This is a genomic window from Pseudosulfitobacter sp. SM2401 (assembly GCF_042932805.1).
Lineage (GTDB): Bacteria > Pseudomonadota > Alphaproteobacteria > Rhodobacterales > Rhodobacteraceae > Ascidiaceihabitans.
In genome coordinates this window covers 3,582,097-3,605,661 of sequence record NZ_CP170633.1, presented here as the reverse complement: position 1 = coordinate 3,605,661, position 23,565 = coordinate 3,582,097, and the positions used below count along the sequence as shown (strand labels likewise).

Below are 23,565 nucleotides of genomic sequence, written 5' to 3'. Positions count from 1 at the left end.
GGGACGGAAGCAAAGTTTACGTCGGCAAACCCATCTAGTCCAAAACGCAAAAGGGGAAGGCGCGATGCCCTCCCCTTTTCTTATTCGTATGTGCCTGTGACTTAGGCCAATGTGCGCGTGATTTCTTCGCGCTCAAAGATTTCGATCACATCGTCAGCACGAATGTCTTCATATCTCTCGAACGCCATACCGCACTCAAAGCCCGATTTGACCTCAGGCACTTCGTCTTTAAAGCGCTTGAGCGTTTTCAACGTGCCTTCGTGGATGACCACGTTGTCACGCAGCAAACGTACACCTGCAGAACGACGCGCCACGCCTTCGGTGACCATGCAGCCAGCAACTTTGCCGACGCCTGTAACCTTAAAGACTTCTTTGATTGTCGCGTAACCGATAAAGTTCTCGCGGATTTCGTTGCTGAGCAAGCCTGAGGCCGCCGCTTTCACATCGTCCACCAAGTCATAGATGACCGAGTAGTAGCGAATTTCGACGCCTTTTTGGTTGGCTGTGTTGCGCGCTGATGCGTTTGCACGGACGTTAAAGCCCATGATCGGTGCGCCAGATGCTTCGGCCAAACCAACGTCGGTTTCTGTGATCGCGCCAACGCCAGAGTGCAGGACACGAACCCGGACTTCGTCGTTGCCGATTTTTTCCATCGCTTGCACGATTGCCTCGGCAGAGCCTTGAACGTCCGCTTTTACCACGATCGGCAATTCGCTGACATCTTCGTCGGCTTTGGCATTCGCCATCAACTGTTCCAGCGTCGTTGCTGCACCAGCTGCTGCGCGTTTGTCTTTCGCAGCTTTCTGACGATATTCCGCGATTTCACGCGCTTGCGCTTCGGTTTCGGTGACGTTCAAAACATCGCCCGCGCCCGGTGTTCCGTTCAGGCCAAGAACCTCAACAGGGACCGACGGACCGGCTTCTTTGATGCGCGCGCCTTGATCGTTGATCAGGGCACGTACCTTACCGTATTTTTCGCCAACAACAAAAATGTCACCAACACGCAGCGTACCGGCTTGGATCAAAACTGTGGCAACAGGGCCGCGACCCACGTCCAGCTTGGCCTCGATCACGGCACCTTGGGCGGCGCGATCTGGGTTGGCTTTCAGTTCCAGAAATTCAGACTGCAACGCGATAGCCTCAAGCAGTTCATCCAGACCTTCGCCTGTGTGCGCTGAAACTTCGACGTCCTGCACGTCACCAGACATTTTTTCCACAACAACTTCGTGTTGCAGCAAATCTGTGCGTACTTTTGTCGGATTGGCTTCGTATTTGTCGATTTTGTTGATCGCTACGATCATCGGCACTTTGGCCGCTTTCGCGTGGGCAATCGCCTCGATCGTTTGTGGCATCACAGCGTCATCCGCCGCGACAACCAGGATCACGATGTCAGTGACTTGGGCACCGCGCGAACGCATGGATGTAAACGCAGCGTGGCCCGGCGTATCGAGGAACGAAAGCACTTGGCCGCCATCCGTCGTCACCTGATAGGCACCGATGTGCTGCGTGATCCCGCCTGCTTCGCCGGACACAACTTTGGCCTTGCGAATGGCATCCAGCAACGACGTTTTACCGTGGTCAACGTGGCCCATGATGGTCACGACCGGAGGACGCGGCTTCAGATCCTCGTCTTTGTCTTCGACTTCGTTGATCACGTCTTCGACGTCCGCATCAGAAACGCGGTTCACCTTGTGACCAAACTCTTCGATGATCAGCTCTGCTGTGTCGGCATCGATGGTTTCGTTTTGCGTCACCATCATGCCCATAGTCATGAGCGATTTCACGATGTCACCAACGCGTTCGGTCATACGAGCGGCCAGTTCAGAAACCATGATGGCTTCTGGCAGGTTCACTGTGCGCAATACCTTTTCGCGCTCGACCGTGCCGCCCATCGCTTTTTGACGCGCACGCTCTTGCTTGCGTTTCATTTGCGCCATTGAGCGTTGACGACCGGCGCCACCAGCCAATGCTTGGTTCAGCGTCAGCTTGCCGGACCGGCGCGCGTCTTCTTCGCGTCCACGGTTCGGGCGTGCTTGCTGGTCGCGCTCGTTTTTACGCGGTGTCGCGGCAGGCAGTGGGCCGCCACGGTTTGGCGTTGGACGCGCTTGTGTCGGCTCGGCAGGGGCTGCGGCCGCTTGGGCTGCGGCTTCTGCGGCTTTGACAGCTGCGGCTTCTTCCTCGGCTTTCGCCTTGAGGCTCTCTTCGCGTTCTTTTTCTTCGCGCTCTTTGGCTTCGATCTCGGCGCGACGACGCTCGCGATCTTCGGCGCGGGCTTTTTCGTCAGCGGCGCGTGCGGCTGCTTCTTCGACTTCACGCGCCTTCGCGGCTTGAACAGCCTTCAGGCGGCGTTCCATTTCGGCATCCGTAATGCCGGCAGGGCGTCTGGACGGATCGCCCACACCCAAAGGAGCCACAGCGCCAGCTTTGTTAGCCGCACCTGGTTTAGGGACCACAACGCGTTTGCGCTTGGTCTCGACGACAACGTTTTTGGTACGCCCGTGGCTGAAACTTTGTTTCACGTTGCCAGGACGCGCGCCGCCGCGCAGACCCAATGTTTTTTTACCGTCAGTATCGCTCATCTAGCTCGTCTATCCTTCCGAATGGCCAATGCCATCCTCTTTTGCGCGCACGCCACGCAACCTCTGGGCTTCCTCTACAACACGTTTCGTGAGTCCACCAGAGGCGAGCGCCCCATGTACCACAGTTTCGCGTCCGAACGCCAAACCCAATTCGTCTGCTGTCAGCCAGCCAATATAGCTACCGTAGTGCGGCGTGCTAAGTTTCGATTTGCCGCGTCCCGACCCGTCAGAGGCCTGAAACAGCACTTGAGCTTCTTCTGATTGAAGCCAAGCTTTGGTCTTTTCGTAGCCAGCAACCGCCGACCCTGCCTTGCGCGACATGGCGATCAGATTGACCACTTGGCGCGCCAGCTGCTTTTCAACTTCGGCGACCAGATCATCAGGTATCTTGACCTGCTGCTTGGCACCACGCGCGAACAATTTCTTGCTCACTGCCAGTTCCAAGGCATCCCGATCTGCTGCCACGTATATACCACGTCCAGGTAACTTTCCTGAGACATCAGGATAAATAGTATCTTCTGGCCCGACAACAAAGCGAATCAGGCCGTACTTCGGCTGGACTTCGCCCGTGGCAATGCACTTGCGGTCAGGACCGTCTTCCCGGTCTTTGGAGGCGCCACCGCGACCCATCAGGAGCTTCCGAGGCCTACGATCAGGCCTCGGCTTCCTCTTCTGTGTCGGCATCATCGTCAGCTTCTTCAGCTTCCAATTCCGCAGGATCAACCCAACCCAGCATTACGCGGGCGGTCATAATCATTGTCTGGGCTTCTTCCAAAGTAATCTCGAACGGTTCCAGGCAGCCATCGTCTTTGATGCGTTCGCCGTTTTCTGTGGTCCAACCACCGGCCAATTCCCAATCCGCACAAGTTGCGAAATCTTCGAGCGTTTTAACGTCGTCTTTTGCCAATGCTTCTAGCATTTGGGGTGTCAGACCCTCAAATTCAACCAGGCTGTCTTCGACACCCAATGCGCGGGCTGATTCCAGCGCCGCTTTGTTGGCTGCTTCTAGCACGTCGCGGGCACGGGCCTGCAATTCGCCAGCGGTGCCTTCGTCGACACCATCGATGACCAGCAATTCGTCGACTTCGACGTATGCGACTTCTTCGAGGTTCGTGAACCCTTCGGATACCAGCAACTGGGCGAAAAATTCGTCCAGATCCAAGTTGTCCATGAACAGCTTGGTGCGGGTTTCGAATTCGGCCTGACGGCGTGCAGATTCGTCTGCTTCGGTCATGATGTCGATATCAAGACCCGTCAGCTGGGACGCAAGGCGCACGTTTTGGCCGCGACGGCCAATTGCCAAGGACAGCTGTTCTTCTGGAACAACCACTTCGATCTTACCAGCTTCTTCGTCCAAAACAACTTTGGACACTTCGGCAGGCTGCAACGCGTTCACAAGGAATGTCGGCTGATCGTCATTCCAAGGAATGATGTCGATCTTTTCGCCCTGCAATTCGTTCACAACGGCCTGAACGCGCGAACCACGCATACCGACACATGCACCAACCGGATCGATCGAGTTATCAAACGAAATCACGGCAATCTTGGCGCGCGAACCGGGGTCACGAGCCACGGCTTTGATCTCGATGATACCATCGTAGATTTCAGGCACTTCCATTTTGAACAGCTCGGCCATGAATTCTGGCGCGGTGCGGGACAAAAAGATTTGTGGACCACGTTGTTCGCGACGCACGTCTTTGATGTAGACGCGGATACGGTCGTTCGGGCGATATGATTCGCGGCCGATTTTCTCGTTGCGACGCAGGATCGCTTCGCCGGCGCCCACATCGACGATGACATTGCCGTATTCTTCGCGTTTGACCAAACCGTTGATGATTGTGCCAGCGCGGTCTTTGAATTCCTCGTACTGGCGATCACGCTCAGCTTCGCGGATTTTCTGCAAGATAACCTGTTTGGCGGATTGTGCCGCGATACGGCCCATTTCAACTGGTGGAACTTCTTCGCTGAACTGCTGGCCAACTTCGGGATCAGCCATGTATTGTTTGGCTTGCTCTACCGTGAATTCGGCTTGGTAGTTTTCCAGCTCGTCTTCGGCAACCACTGTACGTACGCGGGTGAATGTCGCGCGGCCTGTCTTGCGATCAATCGCAACACGAATGTCCATTTCCGCGCCGTAGCGGGATTTTGCAGCCCGTGCGAGCGATTCTTCCATCGCCTCGATGACCAAACCGGGTTCGATCATCTTTTCGCGGGCAACAGCCTCAGCCGTTTGCAGCAGCTCAAGCTGGTTTGCAGAAGTAATAGCCATTAGTTTTCTCCCTCATCAGACTCTTCAGTCTGGATCTCGTCAAAAGCGTCTTCATTCAGTGTGCCCGCTGCTTTGCGCTGGCGGAGCATTTCAGTGATCAATTCATCTGTCAGGACCAGTTTGGCGTCAGACAACCAATCGAATTTCAGACCAAGCGTACCTTCTGCTACGTTGATCAAAACCTCGTCGCCCTCGATGCCTGCCAGCTCGCCTTTGAAACGGCGGCGGCCATCGACCAGTTCTGTGGTTTCGATCTTGGCTTCGTACCCTTCGAAGTTCTCAAAATCTTTCATCCGCGTCAACGGACGGTCGATGCCGGGGCTCGATACTTCTAGCGCGTATTCTTCGGCAATCGGATCTTCGACGTCCAACACCGCGCCGACTTCGTTTGAAATCTTGGCGCAGTCATCAACCTCAATTCCGCCTTCAGGCTTGTCGGCCATAACTTGCAGAATCGCGTTTTTGCCCGTCATCAAACGCACGCGCACCAACTCATAGCCCAAGTCCTCGATTACCGGTGTGATAATCTGGGCCAGACGTTGGTCAATTGCAGCTTTTGCGATCAGGTCGTTGTTCATGATATCCATCTGCCAATACGGCACAAAAAAACGGGCGCGCGGCCCGTTGTGAAGGTCGGTGGATGTTAGGTTTGGACCCCAACACCGCGCTGTTAAAAGCCATATACGCAAACCATGCTGAGTCTGCAAGGCCTATCGGTTAGGCCATCCACCAGCGTTGGGTCATGCGCAAATCATCCAAAGGCCAAGCTGCGCCAACAGCCGCCGGAACGCCAATCGTTTTGCGCGCAACTTGCTGAGGGGCGTGGTCGGACGGCAGCAGCTGAAAATCCAGCGGATCGGAATACGCATCCAGTGCGACGATGTCCGCCACGTCGATCAACGTGTCACGCAATGCTTCGGCGCGCACGGTGTCGGACGGGATCGACACCAGCTCGACTGTGTCAAACCAGCCCGCGGTTCCATCCTTGCGATGCGCCGACACGCGGGTGCCAATAAAGTGCCGCCCCGCTTGGAATTTCTGAACGCTGTACAGACCGGTTCCAATGCCTGCGTCTTGGCGCGCCGGATCAGCGGGAAGGACCGCGAATTTGGGGGCGGCCAACACATACGGCAAGCTGGGGTTTGGTGCGGTCAAAGTGATCTGCAACGTGCGGTCGCCAGTTGCCTCAGCCGTCAGAACATTCAAATCAGCGTGGCGGGCGAACACCGCAGCGACATCATCCATGCCCAGCGCAAGACCGTCGTGAAATGTCACGTTGCTGTGCGTCTCGAACTCCCACGTCAGGCCACCGTCCTGCGTCGCCCAACCCGATGCGATATCACCACGCAGCGTGCCGTCGGCTGCGATTTCCGTCAGGGTTTCGTAAACGGCACCCCGCGCTGCTTGCATAAAAATGCCCTGTGGTTGCGCCCACGTATCGCTGCGATCCGCGCCAGAAAGGGCGGCAACCAAACGGCCACCACGCTTTGGCGACGCGTGCGCAGACACGCCGGTGGCCGCCAGCAAAGCCGCAGCGGCACCTGTCGTGAATAGCAAACGGCGATCAAGGCGGGTCATTGGGCAGCAATCCGATCCATCGTGCGCACCAATTCAGCGCTGATCCCCGGTTCTGACAGCGCGTGACCGGCGTTGCGCACCATTTTCAAATCACAATTCGGCCAGACCTGCGCGATAGAATACGCGGATTCTGGTGGGCAAATCATGTCGTAGCGGCCCTGTACAATCGTGCCGGGGATGTGCGCGATCCGGTCCATGTGCGCCAAAATCTGCCCGTCAAATTCCAGGAAACCCGCGTTGGTGAAATAGTGGTTTTCCAGACGGGCAAACGCGCGGGCATAATCGCCGGGGGCCTCGCCGCCATGACCATTAGACTGGATCGACGCCAGCGCATTTTCCCACGACGACCAAGCCTTGGCGTAACGCGTCTCAACCGGGATATCGCCGGAAAACAACCGTCGGTGATAGGCACCAATCATGTCGTGACGTTCGTCCGCTGGGATCAGATCAACAAAGCGCGCCCATGTTTCAGGCCAGAATTTGCCAGCGCCGCCACCATAGAACCAATCCAGTTCGACTTGGGTCATCAAGAACACACCGCGCAAAACCAGATGGGTGGTGCGATCGGGGTGCGCTTGGGCGTAAACCAACGACAACGTGGCGCCCCAGCTGCCGCCAAACACGATCCACGCGTCGATTTCCAGCGCATGGCGAATCGCTTCGATGTCATCAACCAAATGCCACGTCGTGTTATTGGCCACAGCCGCATGCGGGCGCGAACGGCCACAGCCGCGCTGATCAAACAAAATGACACGGTACACTGAGGGGTCAAAATAGCGGCGCATCGACGGGCTACAGCCGCCGCCAGGCCCGCCATGCAGCACGACAACAGGTATGCCCTTGGGGTTGCCACATTGCTCGACATAAATGCGATGGCCTTGGCCCACATCCATCATCCGCTGATCAAATGGATCAATCGGTGGATACAGATATTGCACTGCGCGCTTTTGACCTGAGTCTTTATCAGTGTGTTTGTCCATTACGGCCCTATATAAGCATGGAACGGCACAAGACCATACGGAGATCAGAATGCAAGCGCATCAAACGACAGTTGATCCATCAGAAATCGCCAAATTCGAAGCAATGGCTGCTGAATGGTGGGATCCAAACGGGAAATTCAAGCCTCTGCACATGCTGAATCCCTGCCGTCTGGATTACATCACCTCCCAAATCGCCGGCGAATATGACCGCGACATGATCCAGCCGATGCCGTTTGCGGGGCTGCGGATTATCGACATCGGGTGCGGTGGGGGTCTGCTGTCAGAACCCATGGCGCGGCTTGGGGCAACTGTTGTGGGTGTGGATGCCGCCGAACGCAACATTCCCGTCGCCCAAGCGCACGCGCTGCAGTCCGAATTGGACATCGATTACCGGTTCACCACAGCCGAGGCGATGGCCGCAGCCGGTGAACAATTCGACGTGGTCCTGAACATGGAAGTGGTCGAACACGTCGCTGATCCGCTCGCCTACATGACGGCCTGCCAACTGCTGCTGAAACCCGGTGGGCTGCACGTGTGTTCGACGATCAACCGCAATCCCAAATCGTTCATGTTTGCGATTGTCGGGGCCGAACACGTGATGCGTTGGCTGCCCAAAGGCACGCACGAGTGGAACAAATTCATCACGCCAGACGAGCTGTTTGATTTGCACAAACAGTCGGGGATGGAACCCGTGGATCGCCAAGGCTTTGTGTTCAACCCGATCACTTGGGGCTGGAAACTGTCTGATCGCGATCTCAGCGTGAACTACGTGACCGCAAGCGTGAAACCCAGCTAAAGCTGTTTTCGCAGCTCGCGCAAAATCGGCAGGGTTGCTTTGACGCGGTCCTCGCCCAGCTGTTCGATCACTTGGTTGATCATCGGGGCGATTGCGCTCAGCGCCTGTTCACGCGCGGCTTTGCCAGACGGGCTGATCGCCACCATCTTGCGGCGCGCATCATCCCAATCAGGGCGCACATGAATGTAGCCCGCCCATTCCAGCTTGCTCAGCGTGTTGGTCATGGCCCCGCGCGTCACATTAAACGTCTCGGCCAGTTGTGCGGGTGATCGTTCACCGTTGTGCCAATCCAGATTGTTCAAAACCGAAAAATGCGAGATTTCCATGCCTTTGGGCAGCACACGACTAAGCCGGTTGCGGACCGTTTGATCCGCCGCCAAAATCTCGCCAAACAGCGAAATTGCCAGGGCATTTTTGTCGCTACTCATTTTGCGCGCCGATTTTTTACGGGGCCTCAAAGGGTTGCGCGTTGTGCAAAGCCGGAACTTTGCGACGTGCGTCGGCCACGTTTTGCATATCTATTTCAAATGCATAAACGCCAGCATCCGCGCCTGCGTCAAGGATAACCTCGCCCCATGGGGCCACAACAAGCGAATGACCGTAGGTGCTGCGCGAACTTGTGCCGCTGGATGCATGCAGTCCGGTTTGCGCTGGCGCAATCACGTAACAGCCAGTTTCAATGGCCCGCGCACGCAGCAAAGAATGCCAATGCGCAGCCCCCGTGACGGGCGAAAACGCAGCCGGATAGGTTAGAATTTGCGCGCCCGCTTGGGCCAATGCATTCGACAACAACGGGAACCGCATGTCGTAACAAACCGCCATTCCGAGTGTAGCAAAGTCGGTCTTGGCAACCACCGCCTTAGTTCCTGCGCGGTAACCGGCAGATTCCTGAAACGTCTCAGTGTCAGAAATTTGCACATCAAACATGTGGATCTTGTCGTAATGCGCGACGATCTGACCCTGTGGATCAATCAGGAAGGACCGGTTGGCAAATCGCCCGTCTGCGTCATCAGTTTTCAACGCAAGCGATCCGATCAGCACCCAAACTCCGTGTTCTTTGACCGCATTTTGCAAGGCCGCTAACGTTTGATCTTGGTCTTGGTGCTGCAAAACGTCCTGCTGATGCGACCGGCTGGTCGACACGCAATTCGTGACCTCTGGGGTCAGGACAAACTGCGCGCCGGTCGCAACTGCATCGTCCAAATAAGCCAGCGTTTGAACCAGGTTCTGCGCCGGATCGTCCGAGACATTTAGCTGTAGCAGCGCTGCTTTCACTGAAGTTCCAGCATTTTATCCAACATTCCCGCCCGTTCCAGCGCGTGCAGCTCATCACAGCCGCCAATGTGTTCACCGCCGATGAAAATCTGTGGCACGGTGCGCCCACCTTGTGCGCGCTGGATCATTTCAGCCTTCATGTTCGGCTGGGCCAAAACGTCGGTTTCATCAAAATCGATGCTCTTTTGCTTCAGCAAGCGTTTTGCCGCATGGCAGTATCCGCACAATGGCGAGGTGTAAATTTCGACCTTATTCATGGGTCATTTCCTTCGTGAAGTAATCGTTAACGGGAACTTAGGTATCTTTTGCGACGCGCGCCAGTGTGACGACGCAAACGTGATTTGCGCCTGCCGCCGTGCATGCTTGGGTTGCTGCGGCCAAAGTGGCACCTGATGTCATGACGTCATCCACCAGCAAAACAGGGCGCCCCGCCATTTTGTGTTTACGCTTGGGGTGAGGTCGGATTGCGTTTTGCAGCATATCGAACCGCGCATCACGGCTCAGCCCATCCAAGGACGCTGTTCGTTCTGACCGGATCAACAAGTCAGGGCAACATTCCAGATCAACCTGTTTCGCCAAAGCCTGCGCCAGCAACGTCGACTGATTGTATCGCCGTTTCAACAATCGCGACCAATGCAGCGGTACCGGCGCGATCAGCATATGAGGTTGCAAAATGTCTTTGACAGCCGCGGCCATCCAAAGCGCTGCGGGGCGCACAACTTCGTGGCGGTCCCCGTGTTTTAGACCCAACACCAGCTTGCGACCGTTGTCTTTGTACAGAACCGCAGCCCGACCGTGCGCCCATGGCCGCGTGGTTGTCATGCATTCATCGCAATGCGCCAAAACACCGGGATCATCGCCAAGCAACGGCACGCCACACGCGTCACAAATCGTCGACCCGATGAACTGCGTATCGCGCCAACACGGGCCGCACAAACCAAAGTCACTGTCGACCGTGGTCGAGCACGTCAGACAGCGCGGCGGATAGACCAGGCGCAGTGCGGTTTGTAATGTGCTTACGGCCATTCTATTTGTGCCCTCATGTCCACACCTCAGCCTCTTACTGATTCGTCTGCTTTGACCGCCAACCGTGCCCGCGCCAACAAGGACGACCTGTTTTTACACGTCGCCGCGATGGATGAGCTGCAAGATCGCCTACAAAGTGTTAACAGGACGTTTACAGCGCCTGCCGTCGTTAATGGTTACTCAAACTTTTGGGGCAATCAGATACCAAATGCGGTCAGCGTTGCCGACACCGATCTGCTTGAGCTTGACCAAAACGCCCACGATCTGGTGATCCACGCCATGTCACTGCATTGGGCAAACGATCCGGTCGGGCAGATCATCCAATGCAAACGCGCGTTGCAAAATGACGGGCTGTTTCTGGCGGTGTGTTTCGGTGGGCAAACCTTGCATGAACTACGCGCCTGTCTTGGGCAGGCCGAAATCGAAATCATGGGTGGCCTGTCACCGCGCATCGCCCCGATGGCGGAACTGCGCGACATGGGCGGGCTGCTGCAACGCGCCGGTCTTGCATTGCCCGTCGCTGATGTCGCCAACCTGAACGTGACCTACCGCGATATCTGGCATCTGATGCACGATCTGCGGGCTATGGGTGAGACAAATGCGCTCATGTCTCGGCAGCGCAAAGCGACCCCGCGCGCCGTGTTTGAACGCGCCAACACACTATATTGTGAAACATTTCCAGCCAAAGATGGCGGCATTACTGCGACCTTTGATCTATTGTTTCTTGCAGGTTGGGCCCCCGATGACAGTCAGCCAAAACCTCTGCGCCCGGGGTCCGCGGCGCAACGGCTTGCGGATGCGCTGGGCACTCAGGAAAACCCGTTGTCAGACTGAAATCAGACGGCCCTCAGATTGACCTGCGCCCAAAAGCGTTTATCTGCAACACAACGCCGCCGCTTTGGCACACTAAATTGGAACGATATTCATGTTGGACGCTTCTCAGAACGCCGCCTGCCCTGCCCACGCAGAGCCGGATCACCCAAAGGTCAAAGCACCCAAGGTCGGAATTTTGCTGAGCAACCTCGGGACGCCCGACAATTACGACTACTGGTCGATGCGCCGCTACCTGAACGAATTCCTGTCTGATCGCCGCGTCATCGATTACAGCCCGTGGCTGTGGCAGCCGCTTTTGCAGCTGATCATTTTGACGAAACGCCCGTTTTCATCCGGGGCCGCGTACCAGTCAATCTGGAACGAAAAAGACAACGAAAGCCCGTTGTTGACGATCACCAAAGCGCAAACCGCCAAGATCAAAACCGCGATGCAGGACCGCTACGGCGATGACGTGATCGTTGACTACTGCATGCGCTACGGCAACCCGTCAACCAAATCCAAGGTGCGGGCATTGACCGAAGCAGGCTGCCAGAAGATCTTGTTCTTTCCGCTGTACCCGCACTACGCAGGGGCCACGTCAGCCACCGCCAACGACGAATTCTTTCGCGCGTTGATCGAGGAAAAATGGCAACCGGTTGCGCGCACTGTGCAGCCCTATTTCGACGATCCGGCCTACATCGATTCCCTCGCGCAATCGATTGAGCGTGCCTACGCGGACTTGGAAAAGAAACCGGACATTCTGGTGTGTTCCTACCACGGCGTGCCGATCCGGTACCTGATGGAGGGCGACCCCTATCATTGCCAATGCCAGAAAACGACGCGCCTGCTAAAGGAACGTCTGGGCTGGGACGACACCGAGATTAAAACCACCTTCCAATCCAAATTCGGACCCGAAGAATGGCTGCAACCCTACACCGTCGAAGAAGTCGCGCGTTTGGCTGAAGCTGGCAAAAAGAACATCGCGGTCTGCGCACCTGCGTTTTCTGCGGATTGCATCGAAACACTGGAAGAGATCAATGAAGAGATCAAAGAAAGCTTTGAACACGCCGGCGGCGAAGCGTTCACGTACATCCCCTGCCTAAATGACGACGATTCACACATCGCAGCACTCAGCGGCGTGATCGAACGGAACCTGGCAGGCTGGCTGGAATAAACAGGCGACGCACTGTTGTGCCGCCCGTTTGGTCGTTAGTTTGATCGCGGTTTAGTCAGCAACGGCTGCGGCAACCAATGCCAGCAGCACCAATGGCAACAAGATACCAGAAGACGACGTGCCTGTCGTGTCTTCGACAATCAACGGTGGCTCGATAATTGGATCAGACGGGTTGCCTGCAAACGCGGTGGACGCCAGGGCGGACAGTGCAGCAGCTAGAACGACTTTTTTCATATTAACCTCCAAGAGCCGCGATCCGACAACAGCGCCGGTGCGTGCTTGATATTTTGTGTGAGGTCATTAGATGGCCAAGGCCTGACGAGCACAAATAACGAAAGCTTTCAAAACACTACAACGCGGTGCGAGCATTTTGGTGGTGTCCACAAACGAAAAAAGGCGGCGCATCTCTGCACCGCCTCTTTAAATTTTTGTCTAAGCCTAAGCTTAGTCAGCTACGGCTGCAGCAACCAGAGCCAAAAGCACCAATGGCAACAGGATACCGGAAGAGGACGAGCCCGCTTCTTCGATGATCACTGGCGCTTCGATGATTGGATCGGCTGGTGTGCCGGCGAATGCTGTTGTTGCGGCGGCTGTCAAAGCGGCAGCGAGTACTAGTTTTTTCATGTTTTTTCTCCAGAAAAGGCACATCCAGCAATTGCGCTGGTGCACACCCAAGACTTACCTCGTGTACTTGTTCTAACCAGCAATTCGCCAAGATTGCAAACCCAGTTTCGTCCAACAAACACGCAAAACGTCAAGTTGTCGTCAAATTAGCAACACTTGAGTGCCTACTTTGGCCATACCAAACAGCTCAGCGATGTGTTCGTTGTACAGACCGATGCAACCATTTGACGATTTGCGCCCGATTTTGCGTGTGTCATGCGTTCCGTGGATTCGGTAATACGTCCAGCTCAGGTAAAGAGCATGCGTTCCCAATGGGTTCTCTGGGCCCGGTCCGATGAATTTTGGCCATTCCGGGTTCCGCTTTAGCATGGAGGGCGTCGGACGCCAGCTGGGTCCGTCTACCTTTTGGGTCACACTGGTACGGCCACGGCGCGTCAAATCTTCGGTCAACGGAATGCTGGACGGGTACAATTTGTAGATTGTTTCGTCTTCGCTCCAGTAATGCACCGCGCGGCTGTCCAGATCGACCAGAACCGCGCCTTTCTTCAAGTCAGAGAAATACGGGCGCCAATCCAGCGTTCGAAAGCTGGAAATGTTGCGGCGTACAGACAATGATGGGTCGCGCTCAGCCTGTCCAGCTTGCGTTTGTGCTAGCGCCGGGGTGCCGAGAACCGCAGCAGATCCGGCCAAAAAGGCGCGGCGCGTCGGTGTTTCGAATAGTTTCTTGGACATTGTTACGTCTCCGTCTCTTAGAAATACTGCCATTGCGCGTACTTTATTGCGTGAAAGTCGCAGTCGCAAATCAAACAAGCGTCATTTCGCGGCCTCACGCCGATGTGCGTTTGAAATACAACGCAACTGACGTTAAGGCGATATGTAACAGTATTTTCGAGTGGAGCACAGAAAATGGTCAGAATGATTGCAGTATTGATGGCCGGATTGATCGCGCTTTCTGCTTGTACGCCAGCAGCGCCGCCCATCGGGGCAAATGGCAAAGCCGTTGGCAAGGTTTACAAAATTGGCCAGCGCGACACCGGCAAGCTTCAGTTTCGGATGCTTGATTCCGTGAATGCACTGCGCAGCGCCCAAGGCGTGGCACCAGTCGCATTGAACCCCGCCTTGAACGCAGCCGCAGCCACACATTCACGCGACATGTCGGCTCAAAACCGCCCATGGCACTTTGGTTCGGACGGCTCTTCCCCTATCGACCGCGTCCAGCGCGTTGGCTACACAGGGCAGCTGGTTGGTGAAAACATCTCTGAATCTTACGAGACAGAGTTGGAAACATTGGCGGCCTGGATCGAACAAACAGACACGCGCCGCACGATCATGTCGGCAGAGGCTCAAGACATGGGTTTCGCATGGTTTCAGGAATCCAACGGTAAAATCTGGTGGACAATGATTATGGGCAACCCGTCAAATTCACCGTTGATTCCATTGGCAAACCCATCCGCAAGCCGTTTGGTTCCCGCCAAGATTTCAGAAGAAGAACCAATCACTGCCATCGATGAAACAGGCACGCCTATCGTTGGAACCACTGGATAAAGGCGGTTCCGCTTAGGCGTTGATCTGGATTGGCGTACCGGTCTGGACCATCGCGTAAACGCGCTCCATCTCTTTGTTTGAAATCGAAATACAGCCCCACGTCCAATCGCCTTTGTTCTTTTTCAACGGGTTTTCTTGACCGTGAATAAAGATGTCGCCACCGGGTGGTTTGCCCAGCGCCTTGGCCTCGGCCCGATCCTGCGCGTTTGGATACGAGATACCCAGCGACAGGTGGAACCGGCTGTTCGGATTTCGACGATCGATGTAATACGTACCTTCTGGCGTCTTGCCGTCGCCCTCAAAGAACTTGTCGCCAATCGGCGCGAACCCAAGAACAAAGTCGTATTCCTTGATCACTTTGCTTTCGTTCAGCAGGTACATTTTACGCGCGCCTTTGTTGACGATAACATACGTCACCTCAGGTCCGTTGTAGGTTTGAAAACGGCTTTTGTTGCCGCCACAGGCCGCCAAAAGGGATGCCATTGCACTGGTTAAAACAAAGGTTCTGCGCTTCATAAAATCTGCTCTGATCAATTTTTACTGTCGTTGCGTCGTATCACCCTACGGCATCAATCGCATAGGGAAAATGCCGCAAAGTCACCCATCTGTGAGATTACGCCCGCCGGAACGCGGCTGCCAATTCGATGTGCGATGACCAGCGGAACTGATCCACAGGCTGCACCCAATCCAGAACGTAGCCTGCTTGGGTCAACTGAAACGCATCACGCGCGAACGTCACGGGGTTACAAGACACATACGCAATGCGCGGAACTGTCGCGGAGGCAAGTTCGGCGATTTGATCCGCAGCACCCGCGCGTGGCGGATCCAGAACAACAGCATCAAAGCGGTTTAGCTCGTCCGGCAGCAACGGGCGTCGGAATAAATCACGCGCCTCTGAGGTCACAGGTTTTAACCCCTTCGACATCCGCCAGCCGTGATCCAAACCCTCGACCATCGCCTTGTCGCCCTCAACCGCGTGGACTTCGGATTTCTTGGCCAGTGGGAACGAAAACGTCCCGCTGCCTGCAAACAAATCTGCGACGCGCTTGGCCTCGCCCACGGCCTCGATCACCAAAGTTTGCAGCGTGGCTGCCCCGTGTGCCGTCGCTTGCAAAAACGCACCGGGCGGCACAACAACCTGAGCATCGCCAAAGTCGTGGCGCGGCGGCGTGCGCATCGCAATGGTTTCGCCGTCCCACGCAAGACGCACCAAACCGGTGCGATCGCACAACGACGCCAGTTCAATCCGCAGCTGCCCGTCGATAGGTTTGCCGCCGTGAACGGACACATCCAGCCCGTCCGACGACAACGTCAACGTCACCGCCAACACGCCTTTGCGCGACGATCCGACAACGGCCAAATCATGGGCCGCTGCAAAACCCGCTTTGATCCGCGGATCAATCAGTTGGCAATCGGGCACTTCGATCACGGTGCCTGAAGCGCGCCCGTGAAAGCCGACCATCGCGCCTTTTTTCGTACGCCGCGCCGCAACTGTTGCGCGTTGGCGTGACTGCGCAGGCGACGTCAGCGTCGGGCGAATTTCAGGCGCAAGATCATGGGCGGCCAAGGCACGACGGATCACGTCGCCTTTCCACGTGCCCACAAAATCTTCGCTCGCGTGCTGCAACTGGCAGCCACCACAGGATTTGAAATGACGACACACGGCTGACACCCGATCATCGGACGGCGTGACGATTTTCACGTCGCTCAGCGTGTCGCCTGTCAGCGTTCCGGTCACCGTTTCACCGGGCAGCGTCATTGGCGCAAAGATCGGCCCGTGTGCAATGCCGTCGCCCTGATGGCCGACGCGTAAGATTGTGTATTCAGTCATTCTGCTGCCTGTGTGGTGATAAATCCGCCGGATTGGCGATCCCAATAGCGGGCGTATAACCCTTTCTGCGCCAGAAGTGCATCATGCGATCCAACTTCGGCAATGCGGCCTTGGTCCATGACGATAATCCGGTCCATTTCGGTCAGCGTCGACAGGCGGTGCGCGATGGCCAAAACGGTTTTGCCCTGCATCACGCGCGACAACGCATCCTGGATCGACGCCTCGACTTCGGAATCCAGCGCGCTGGTCGCCTCGTCCAACACAAGGATCGGCGCGTCTTTGATGATGGCACGCGCAAGGGCAATTCGCTGGCGTTGACCACCTGACAATTTCACACCGCGCTCGCCCAAATGTGCGTCGTAACCAGTGCGCCCTTTGTGGTCTTGTAGATCCTTGATAAAGGTATGCGCCTCGGCCTTTGTCGCCGCCGCAATCACCTCGTCCTCGGTCGCGTCGGGCTTGCCGTAGCGAATGTTGTCCATCGCAGAGCGGTTGAACATCGCGGTTTCCTGCGTGACCATTCCGATGCTGCGACGCAGGCTTTCTTGGGTCACCTGGCGCGTATCAACACCGTCGATTTCAATCGCGCCTTCTTCGGGGTCGTACAGCCGCAGCAACAGTGAAACGAGCGTCGATTTACCGGCACCAGAGGCCCCGACGATGCCCAGCTTTTCGCCAGCGCCAATCGTCAGGTCAATCCGCGAAATCCCGCCTTTGTCGCGACCGTAGGCAAAACCAAGTCCCTTTAGCGCGATCTCGCCCTGTGGCACTTGTAGATCAGTTGCATCGCTGGCGTTTTCCACTCGCGTGCGTGGGGTCAGGGTGCGCATGCCGTCTTCGATTTCGCCGATGTTGGAATAGATCGCCATCAGCGTAAAGCTGACCCAACCCGTCATCTGCGCGATCCGAATGGCGATGGCACCAGCGGCGACAATGTCACCTGACGTTGCTTGGTCCGCTTGCCACAAAATGATGGTCCCGCCCAACAGCAGCACCGGCAACAGGCCCGCCAAGGACATCAGCGCAAATCGGAAAGCCGCGGACAAGTAGCCGAATTTCAACGAGCTTTCGCGGAACGATTGCATCGCGCCCAGCGCTGCGCGGTCTTCGTGATCGGCGTGGGCGAACAGCTTGACCGTTTTTATGTTGGTGATCGTATCGACGACTTGGCCAGACACCATCGCGCGCTTGCCCGCCCGTTCTGCCGACCGGATCCGCACGCGCGGCAGGTACCAGTTGATCAGCGCAAAATACAGCACCAGCCAGACGAAAAACCCGATCGCCACACGCCAATCAATCGCCACCAGCAGCAGCACCGACCCCACCAACGAGGCCAGCGCAAAGGCAACCACGTTGATCACCTCGGACGCGACATCGGTCACTGCCCGCGCGCATTGCATTTGCTTTTGCGCGATGCGGCCCGCGAAATCATCGTCAAAGAACGTGACAGTTTGGCCAAGCGTCCAGCGGTGCAAGCGCGACAAAACCAACGGGTTCACGTTGGGCTGCACGATGATCGAATTGGTCGCCGCAGACAGCCCAAACAACACCGGACGCGCGATCAGGAAAAACCCTAGCGACGCGGCGATCAAACCGACATTGGTGACAGAGAAAAATCCCTCTGGCCCCAGCGTAACAGTTGCATCAATCACGCGGCCAAGGATCAGGGCTGTGCCCGCCTCCATCGCGCCGGCAAGAGCAGAAAATCCGGCCGCCAACCACATCGCGGGCCACGCACCGGACAAACACCAGCGCATGAACGCGCCCAATGTTTGCGGCGGCGGCCCGTTTGCTGGGCGAAAGCTGTTGATCCAATTGCCAATGTTCAGGTTCATGTCACGTCTTCCGTTTTCAAGAACCCGCCCGACTGGCGCGCCCAGAAGTCTGCATATAGCCCACCGCTGGCCAAAAGCGCGTCATGGGTGCCGTCTTCGACAATCTTGCCTTGATCCAGAACAAGGATGCGATCCATCTTGGCAATTGTCGACAAACGGTGGGCAATCGCGATCACGGTTTTGCCCTCCATCATACCGTACAGCGTGTCTTGGATCGCGGCCTCGACTTCGGAATCCAGCGCGCTTGTTGCCTCGTCCAGCAGCAAGATCGGCGCGTTTTTCAGGATCACACGGGCCAAAGTCACACGCTGACGTTGCCCACCAGACAGTTTCACACCGCGCTCGCCGACTTGGGCATCATAGCCTTTGCGCCCTTCGGGATCTTGCAGATCCAGAATGAAATCGTGCGCCTCGGCCTGTTTTGCAGCGGCGATCATCTGATCCTCGGTCGCATCCGGGCGGCCGTACAGCAAATTGTCACGCACGGAACGATGCAGCAGCGAACTGTCTTGTTGCACCATACCGATGTTCAAACGCAGACTGTCTTGGGTCACGTCCGTGATGCTTTGGCCGTCGATCAAAATCTTGCCGGCCTCAGGATCGTAAAACCGCAACAGCAGTTTGACCAAAGTCGATTTGCCCGCACCCGAACGCCCGATCAAACCAATCTTTTGGCCCGGTTCGATCATCAAATCGACAGCATCCAAGCCACCGGACTGACGGCCATAGTGGTGGGTCAGTGCCTTCAGCTCGATCCGGCCATCAGCCATTTCCAGCCTTTTGGCATTCTGAGTATCGATCAACGTGATGGGCTGCGCGATGGTTTCCATGCCTTCAGCGACCACACCTAGCTGGCGGAAAAAGCTGGTCAGCGCCCACATGATCCAACCCGTCATCGCGTTCAATCGCAGGGTCAGCGCCGTCGCCGCAGCAACAATACCAACCGACATTTCGCCCTGCATCCAAAGCGCGATAGCCCAGCCAACAACGCCAACAATCAACAGGCCATTCAACGTCACCAACATCACGTCCATGATCGTGAAAATGCGCATTTCACGCTGGAATGTTTGGCGGGTCTTTTCGATGGCGTCTTTTGCATAGTCCAGTTCGCGGGCGTGGTGGGCGAACATCTTAACCGAATGGATGTTGGAATAGGCATCAACGACACGGCCCGTCACTGTGGATCGCGCATCAGATGCGGCTTGGGAAGCTGGGCCAACGCGTTTAACCGTCCAGCGGATCAAAAAGCCGTACAACACAAACCAGCCAAGCAATGGCAGCAATAAACGCACATCCGACGTGGACAGCAAAATCGCGGCACCAATCAGATACGCCAGCGAAAACGAGATCGCGTCGAACACCTGAAAAATGACCTCACCAGCCGCAGGAGGCGTCTGCATAATCCGGTTCGCAATGCGACCGGCAAAATCGTTTTCAAACCAGCCAACCGATTGACGCAAAACATGTTTGTGCGCACGCCAGCGAATAAGCGTCCCAAAATTCGGCAAGATCGCATTGTTCAAAAGCGCCACATCCAGCACTTGCAACATTGGCCGCAAGATCAGGATAAACAGCGCAATCGCAATGAATTCATAGCCGTGATCCGCCCACACTTGCGCCGGTTCGCCGCCCAGCAAATCAACGACACGGCCCATGTAAAAAATCAGACCAATTTCAACGCCAGCCACGATGATAGACATCAATGCGGTAAGCCAAAACACCATTTTAAACGGCTTGGAATAGTCGCGCAGAAACGGCCAAAGTTTCGTCGGCGGAACATCATTTTCGGGATAGTCGACGTAAGGGTCGACAAGGTTTTCAAGGAATTTGAACATCACGGAAGGACCTGCAATTGTAAGGTAGACATGCGGATTGCGTCGAATAAATCGAGCCATCCAATTAGGTTGGACCGATTAGTGCCGGCTTAGCCAAATCCCACGATACATGTCGTACACCTCCAATGTGTTCGTGTTTGATAGCGCAAACTTTTGCCAGAGTCACCCCAAAAGCTGGGCCTTGGTTTTGGCGAAATTCGAGGCGATCCAGTCTTGCTTAAGTGCTTTTAAACGCTGACCTAACGCAGGCCCTGTAAATGCAGGCTGAAGATCAATTGCTTTGATCGGAAAGACGCTATGCGCGCCATGTTCGATTTTCAGGCGGGCATCCGCTCGCGGCATCTGACCGGCAAAGGCTGCGCGCAAGGCAACAATGCCCAGCGCTGTTTCGATACCGTGACGATACCCCAACTCGCCCTCGGATTGCAGGTTACCAAGCCCATCGCGCAGAACGTCCAATGCACGCGCTTGCGGTTTGGACAATCGCAGCGTGGTTGTCACATTAATTCCGCCCAGCGCCGCAAGACGGCGCAGCGGATCAGGCGTTAAACCCATCACGCTTTCGATGTGTACCAACGGCGCAACCCACGTGTCGTCGCTGCCCATCAACACGCTTTGCAGCACACCGGTTTGCCGCATGACGGCCAGCGAAGGCGCAGGATTTGGGGCCCCGAGCAGCTTGATCATCTCTGATCCAACGCGCTCTGCCGACAGCGATACAAGCCCGTCTAGGTTTGATGCGATGGCATTCAACGCCTCTGGATCAAAGCCCAAATCAGCATCACCATACCACGCCGAAAACCGGAAAAACCGAAGGCTGCGCAGGTAATCTTCGCGAATGCGCATCGACGCGTTTTCGATAAACCGAATACGGCGGGCGCGGGTATCGCCTAGCCCGTTTAACGGGTCAACAATACGGCCCGTGGCATCAGCGTACAGCGCGTTCATCGTGAAATCGCGGCGGCGCGCATCGTCAGCGATATTGTCCGAAAACGCCACAACAGCGCGGCGGCCATCTGTTTCGACATCACGCCGGAATGTGGTGATTTCAAACGGGGTCCCGTCCATCACGACGGTCACCGTGCCGTGATCGATGCCTGTTGGAATAGCCTTGAGCCCTGCCGCTTTGGCCAAATCCATAACCTGTTGCGGATGCGCGTTTGTGGACAGATCAATATCGCTGGCAGCCTCGTTCAGGACAGCGTTGCGCACACAGCCACCGACGAAAAAAATCTGATGACCGGCATCAGCAAAAACGGCGCACAATGCTTGGGCATTTGTGTCCTTCAGCCATGGCGTTTCAGCCGGCAGGATCAGGTCATTCGATCGGTCCATGCGCGCAACATACGCGCAGTTGCGCCCCAGATGTAATAGGGGCCGTACGGTACTGTGAAAAAGTGGCGACGTTGCCTGCGCCAACGGCGGGATTGGACGCTGAAATTATCGGCGTTCAAGACATGGGCCAACGGCACGCGAAACACTTCTTCGACTTCGCCCGGTTCAGGCCTTACGTCAAACTGTTCACGCACCAAAGCAATCACAGGCGTGACGCTAAATCCGGTAACCGTTTCGTGGATTGGCAGCGTGCCAAGAACCTCGACGATTTCGGTGGGCAAACCGATTTCTTCGCGGGCTTCGCGCAATGCGGCCGCGATGACATCAGCGTCGTTGTCATCCTGCTTGCCACCGGGAAAAGCGATCTGGCCAGGGTGGTGTTTCAGCGCAGATGACCGTTTTGTCAGGATTAATTCGGCCACACCATCGCGTATAAAGATCGGGGCAAGCACACCAGCAGGGCGCAATTTACGCCCCGCTGGCAATGCCACATCCGGGTTCAGATCAAAGTCTGACGACGGTTCACCGACCTCGCCCAAGGCACGGCGAATGTCGGCGATCAGGTCACTCACGCGCGGCGTCTTCTGATTCAAATCCAATACTGGCCGGATCAAGATCGTAGTGCGAGCTGCAGAATTGGCAGTCTGCGGTTACACGCCCTTCGGGTGTTGTCATCGTTGCAATGTCACGGGCCGAATAAATCGACAGGCTTTGACGCACACGTTCTTCGGAACACGAGCAGCCGAATTTGATTGCCTGAGTGTCATACACACGCGGTTTTTCTTCGTTGAACAAGCGCAGCAACAGATCATTTGGCGGGACTTGGGGGCCAATCAGTTCCATTTCTTCGACCGTATCCAAAAGGATATTCACGCGGTTCCAGTTCTCGCCTTCATCCTCGTTCAGAAGGTCAGTAGCTTGTAGCATCTCGCCTGTGCCTTCGGCTTGGGCTGCAAACGGCGACGCCTTGGGCATGTGCTGGATCATCATGCCACCTGCGCGCCAATGCTCGGCCACACCCGGTTCCATGGACTTGCCGTAAGACAAAGCAAAACGGGTTGGCAGCTGCTCGGATTGCGCAAAATATGCCTCGGCACATTTGGACAATGATCCACCCGCCAGTGGCGTGATGCCTTGGTACGGTTTCATGCCTTGGCCCTGATCGATCATGATCGCGAAATAGCCTTCGCCAACCTGCTCGAGCGGAGTGCCGTCGGTCAGTCGATCTTCGTCATAGGTCGCATAGGCGCGAATACGCGCCGGATCGCCGTCTTTTTCAGGGCCGTAGTAGTCCGTGGCGATCATGCGCACCGCACCTTTGGATTGCACCTGCAAGGACAGCTTCCAGCGCAGCTTGACCGTTTGACCGATAAGCGCGGTCAGCAACGCCATTTCTGCCACCAATGCCTCGACCACCGGAGGATATTCGTGCTGTTTCAAAATGCCGTCCAACACACCGTCAAGGCGCGCTACGCGCCCGCGAATGTCTGCTGCATCAAGCTGAAAAGGCAGGACTGTATCGTCCCACGCGATTTTGTTTACGAGTGTCATGGGGGTTTCCTTACGCGCCACACGTTGGCATATCGCGTCTATATAGGTGCCACAAGCCAAACAAAAAGAGGGCCGCAAATGATACGACGTGTTGGATCACCCCCCGAGGCCGGGCGGCGCTATACGGTGCGCGCCGGTGCTTATGCAATTTTGCCATTGCAGCAGCGGCTTTTGTTAACCGGGCAAGACGCTGAAATCTTTGACATCCAACTGCCTGGCGGTGGGATTGACCCAGGAGAGTCCCATATCCAAGCCCTGCACCGCGAAGTGCGCGAAGAGTTGGGATGGGTTATTGCATCGCCGCGTAGATTGGGTGCGTTTCGTAGGTTCGTTTTTATGCCGGATTATGATCTTTGGGCCGAAAAGCTATGCCATGTCTATATTGCGCGCCCCGTCTATCAAGTGTCAGAGCCTCTAGAAGCGGATCATGTTCCCTTGGTGCTAGACCCGTCAGAAGCTGTAGTTGCCCTAGGGTGCGAAGGCGCGCGGCATTTTGTGAGCAAGTTTGTTAGGTGACAC

At 56.1% G+C, this 23,565-nt stretch carries 25 protein-coding genes; 5 read left to right on the top strand and 20 right to left on the bottom strand.

Going from position 1 to position 23,565, the window contains the following annotated elements; genetic code table 11:
- Window positions 1-101: 101 nt before the first annotated feature.
- From infB to pip, 6 genes are all read right to left on the bottom strand, one after another.
- A complete protein-coding gene (gene infB, locus ACFIO0_RS17680) occupies window positions 102-2,579 on the bottom strand; it encodes a translation initiation factor IF-2 (RefSeq protein WP_390911711.1) in 2,478 nt (825 codons plus the stop codon).
- A 9-nt stretch (window positions 2,580-2,588) separates the two neighbouring features.
- Window positions 2,589-3,209, bottom strand: a complete 621-nt coding sequence (locus ACFIO0_RS17675; protein ID WP_390911710.1) for an RNA-binding protein — start codon at window positions 3,207-3,209, stop codon at window positions 2,589-2,591.
- Window positions 3,210-3,231: 22 nt separating this feature from the next.
- Window positions 3,232-4,848 carry a transcription termination factor NusA gene (gene nusA, locus ACFIO0_RS17670; RefSeq protein WP_390911709.1) on the bottom strand — a complete coding sequence of 539 codons (1,617 nt, stop codon included), beginning with the start codon at window positions 4,846-4,848 and terminating at the stop codon, window positions 3,232-3,234.
- Window positions 4,848-5,426, bottom strand: coding sequence for a ribosome maturation factor RimP (gene rimP, locus ACFIO0_RS17665; RefSeq protein ID WP_390911708.1), 579 nt, complete (start codon window positions 5,424-5,426; stop codon window positions 4,848-4,850). Before rimP ends, nusA begins: the two co-directional genes overlap by 1 nt.
- Before the next feature lie 139 nt (window positions 5,427-5,565).
- Complete coding sequence (locus ACFIO0_RS17660; RefSeq protein WP_390911707.1) at window positions 5,566-6,426, bottom strand: ABC transporter substrate-binding protein; 861 nt, start codon at window positions 6,424-6,426, stop codon at window positions 5,566-5,568.
- On the bottom strand, window positions 6,423-7,406 hold the full coding sequence (gene pip, locus ACFIO0_RS17655) for a prolyl aminopeptidase (RefSeq protein ID WP_390911706.1): 984 nt from the start codon (window positions 7,404-7,406) through the stop codon (window positions 6,423-6,425). Before pip ends, ACFIO0_RS17660 begins: the two co-directional genes overlap by 4 nt.
- Window positions 7,407-7,455: 49 nt before the next feature.
- Here pip and ubiG point away from each other — a divergent pair, with 49 nt between their 5' ends.
- Window positions 7,456-8,202, top strand: coding sequence for a bifunctional 2-polyprenyl-6-hydroxyphenol methylase/3-demethylubiquinol 3-O-methyltransferase UbiG (gene ubiG, locus ACFIO0_RS17650; protein WP_390911705.1), 747 nt, complete (start codon window positions 7,456-7,458; stop codon window positions 8,200-8,202).
- Here ubiG and ACFIO0_RS17645 read toward each other — a convergent pair.
- The 4 genes from ACFIO0_RS17645 to ACFIO0_RS17630 are packed head-to-tail and all read right to left on the bottom strand — an operon-like array spanning window position 8,199 to window position 10,503.
- A complete protein-coding gene (locus ACFIO0_RS17645; RefSeq protein WP_390911704.1) occupies window positions 8,199-8,630 on the bottom strand; it encodes a MarR family transcriptional regulator in 432 nt (143 codons plus the stop codon). The genes ubiG and ACFIO0_RS17645 overlap by 4 nt on opposite strands.
- A 16-nt stretch (window positions 8,631-8,646) precedes the next feature.
- A complete protein-coding gene (locus ACFIO0_RS17640; protein WP_390911703.1) occupies window positions 8,647-9,477 on the bottom strand; it encodes a nitrilase-related carbon-nitrogen hydrolase in 831 nt (276 codons plus the stop codon).
- A complete protein-coding gene (gene grxC, locus ACFIO0_RS17635) occupies window positions 9,474-9,734 on the bottom strand; it encodes a glutaredoxin 3 (protein ID WP_390911702.1) in 261 nt (86 codons plus the stop codon). Before grxC ends, ACFIO0_RS17640 begins: the two co-directional genes overlap by 4 nt.
- Window positions 9,735-9,771: 37 nt before the next feature.
- Window positions 9,772-10,503 (bottom strand): double zinc ribbon domain-containing protein, encoded by a 732-nt coding sequence (locus ACFIO0_RS17630; RefSeq protein WP_390911701.1) that lies wholly within the window; start codon window positions 10,501-10,503, stop codon window positions 9,772-9,774.
- Between the two features lie 15 nt (window positions 10,504-10,518).
- Between ACFIO0_RS17630 and ACFIO0_RS17625 the strand changes: the two genes are divergently transcribed.
- Window positions 10,519-11,337, top strand: coding sequence for an SAM-dependent methyltransferase (locus tag ACFIO0_RS17625; protein ID WP_390911700.1), 819 nt, complete (start codon window positions 10,519-10,521; stop codon window positions 11,335-11,337).
- Between the two features lie 91 nt (window positions 11,338-11,428).
- On the top strand, window positions 11,429-12,490 hold the full coding sequence (gene hemH / locus ACFIO0_RS17620; RefSeq protein WP_390911699.1) for a ferrochelatase: 1,062 nt from the start codon (window positions 11,429-11,431) through the stop codon (window positions 12,488-12,490).
- 51 nt (window positions 12,491-12,541) lie between these two features.
- On the opposite strand, the gene ACFIO0_RS17615 is transcribed toward hemH, so the two are convergent.
- The 3 genes from ACFIO0_RS17615 to ACFIO0_RS17605 form a co-directional block, all read right to left on the bottom strand.
- A complete protein-coding gene (locus tag ACFIO0_RS17615; RefSeq protein WP_390911698.1) occupies window positions 12,542-12,724 on the bottom strand; it encodes a hypothetical protein in 183 nt (60 codons plus the stop codon).
- A gap of 210 nt (window positions 12,725-12,934) precedes the next feature.
- The gene (locus ACFIO0_RS17610) at window positions 12,935-13,114 is read right to left on the bottom strand and encodes a hypothetical protein (RefSeq protein ID WP_390911697.1); all 180 of its coding nucleotides are present in this window, start codon (window positions 13,112-13,114) and stop codon (window positions 12,935-12,937) included.
- A 141-nt stretch (window positions 13,115-13,255) separates the two neighbouring features.
- Window positions 13,256-13,846, bottom strand: coding sequence for a L,D-transpeptidase family protein (locus ACFIO0_RS17605; protein WP_390911696.1), 591 nt, complete (start codon window positions 13,844-13,846; stop codon window positions 13,256-13,258).
- Window positions 13,847-14,020: 174 nt separating this feature from the next.
- On the opposite strand from ACFIO0_RS17605, the gene ACFIO0_RS17600 reads away from it, so the two are divergent.
- On the top strand, window positions 14,021-14,659 hold the full coding sequence (locus ACFIO0_RS17600) for a CAP domain-containing protein (protein ID WP_390911695.1): 639 nt from the start codon (window positions 14,021-14,023) through the stop codon (window positions 14,657-14,659).
- 12 nt (window positions 14,660-14,671) lie between these two features.
- Here ACFIO0_RS17600 and ACFIO0_RS17595 read toward each other — a convergent pair whose 3' ends face one another.
- The 7 genes from ACFIO0_RS17595 to ACFIO0_RS17565 all read right to left on the bottom strand — a co-directional run bounded on the left by ACFIO0_RS17595 (window position 14,672) and on the right by ACFIO0_RS17565 (window position 23,046).
- Window positions 14,672-15,175 (bottom strand): L,D-transpeptidase family protein, encoded by a 504-nt coding sequence (locus ACFIO0_RS17595; RefSeq protein ID WP_390911694.1) that lies wholly within the window; start codon window positions 15,173-15,175, stop codon window positions 14,672-14,674.
- Between the two features lie 97 nt (window positions 15,176-15,272).
- On the bottom strand, window positions 15,273-16,490 hold the full coding sequence (locus ACFIO0_RS17590) for a class I SAM-dependent RNA methyltransferase (protein ID WP_390911693.1): 1,218 nt from the start codon (window positions 16,488-16,490) through the stop codon (window positions 15,273-15,275).
- The gene (locus tag ACFIO0_RS17585; RefSeq protein WP_390915364.1) at window positions 16,487-18,319 is read right to left on the bottom strand and encodes an ATP-binding cassette domain-containing protein; all 1,833 of its coding nucleotides are present in this window, start codon (window positions 18,317-18,319) and stop codon (window positions 16,487-16,489) included. Before ACFIO0_RS17585 ends, ACFIO0_RS17590 begins: the two co-directional genes overlap by 4 nt.
- A 2-nt stretch (window positions 18,320-18,321) precedes the next feature.
- Window positions 18,322-20,160: an ATP-binding cassette domain-containing protein gene (locus tag ACFIO0_RS17580; protein ID WP_390915363.1), complete on the bottom strand. Its 1,839-nt coding sequence runs from the start codon at window positions 20,158-20,160 to the stop codon at window positions 18,322-18,324.
- A 162-nt stretch (window positions 20,161-20,322) separates the two neighbouring features.
- On the bottom strand, window positions 20,323-21,495 hold the full coding sequence (locus ACFIO0_RS17575) for a CCA tRNA nucleotidyltransferase (protein WP_390911692.1): 1,173 nt from the start codon (window positions 21,493-21,495) through the stop codon (window positions 20,323-20,325).
- On the bottom strand, window positions 21,474-22,067 hold the full coding sequence (locus ACFIO0_RS17570) for a CoA pyrophosphatase (RefSeq protein ID WP_390911691.1): 594 nt from the start codon (window positions 22,065-22,067) through the stop codon (window positions 21,474-21,476). The genes ACFIO0_RS17575 and ACFIO0_RS17570 overlap by 22 nt, the downstream gene beginning before the upstream one ends.
- Window positions 22,060-23,046: an Hsp33 family molecular chaperone HslO gene (locus ACFIO0_RS17565; protein WP_390911690.1), complete on the bottom strand. Its 987-nt coding sequence runs from the start codon at window positions 23,044-23,046 to the stop codon at window positions 22,060-22,062. The genes ACFIO0_RS17570 and ACFIO0_RS17565 overlap by 8 nt, the downstream gene beginning before the upstream one ends.
- Window positions 23,047-23,124: 78 nt before the next feature.
- Here ACFIO0_RS17565 and ACFIO0_RS17560 point away from each other — a divergent pair, with 78 nt between their 5' ends.
- A complete protein-coding gene (locus tag ACFIO0_RS17560) occupies window positions 23,125-23,562 on the top strand; it encodes an NUDIX domain-containing protein (RefSeq protein WP_390911689.1) in 438 nt (145 codons plus the stop codon).
- The last annotated feature ends 3 nt before the right edge of the window (window positions 23,563-23,565 follow it).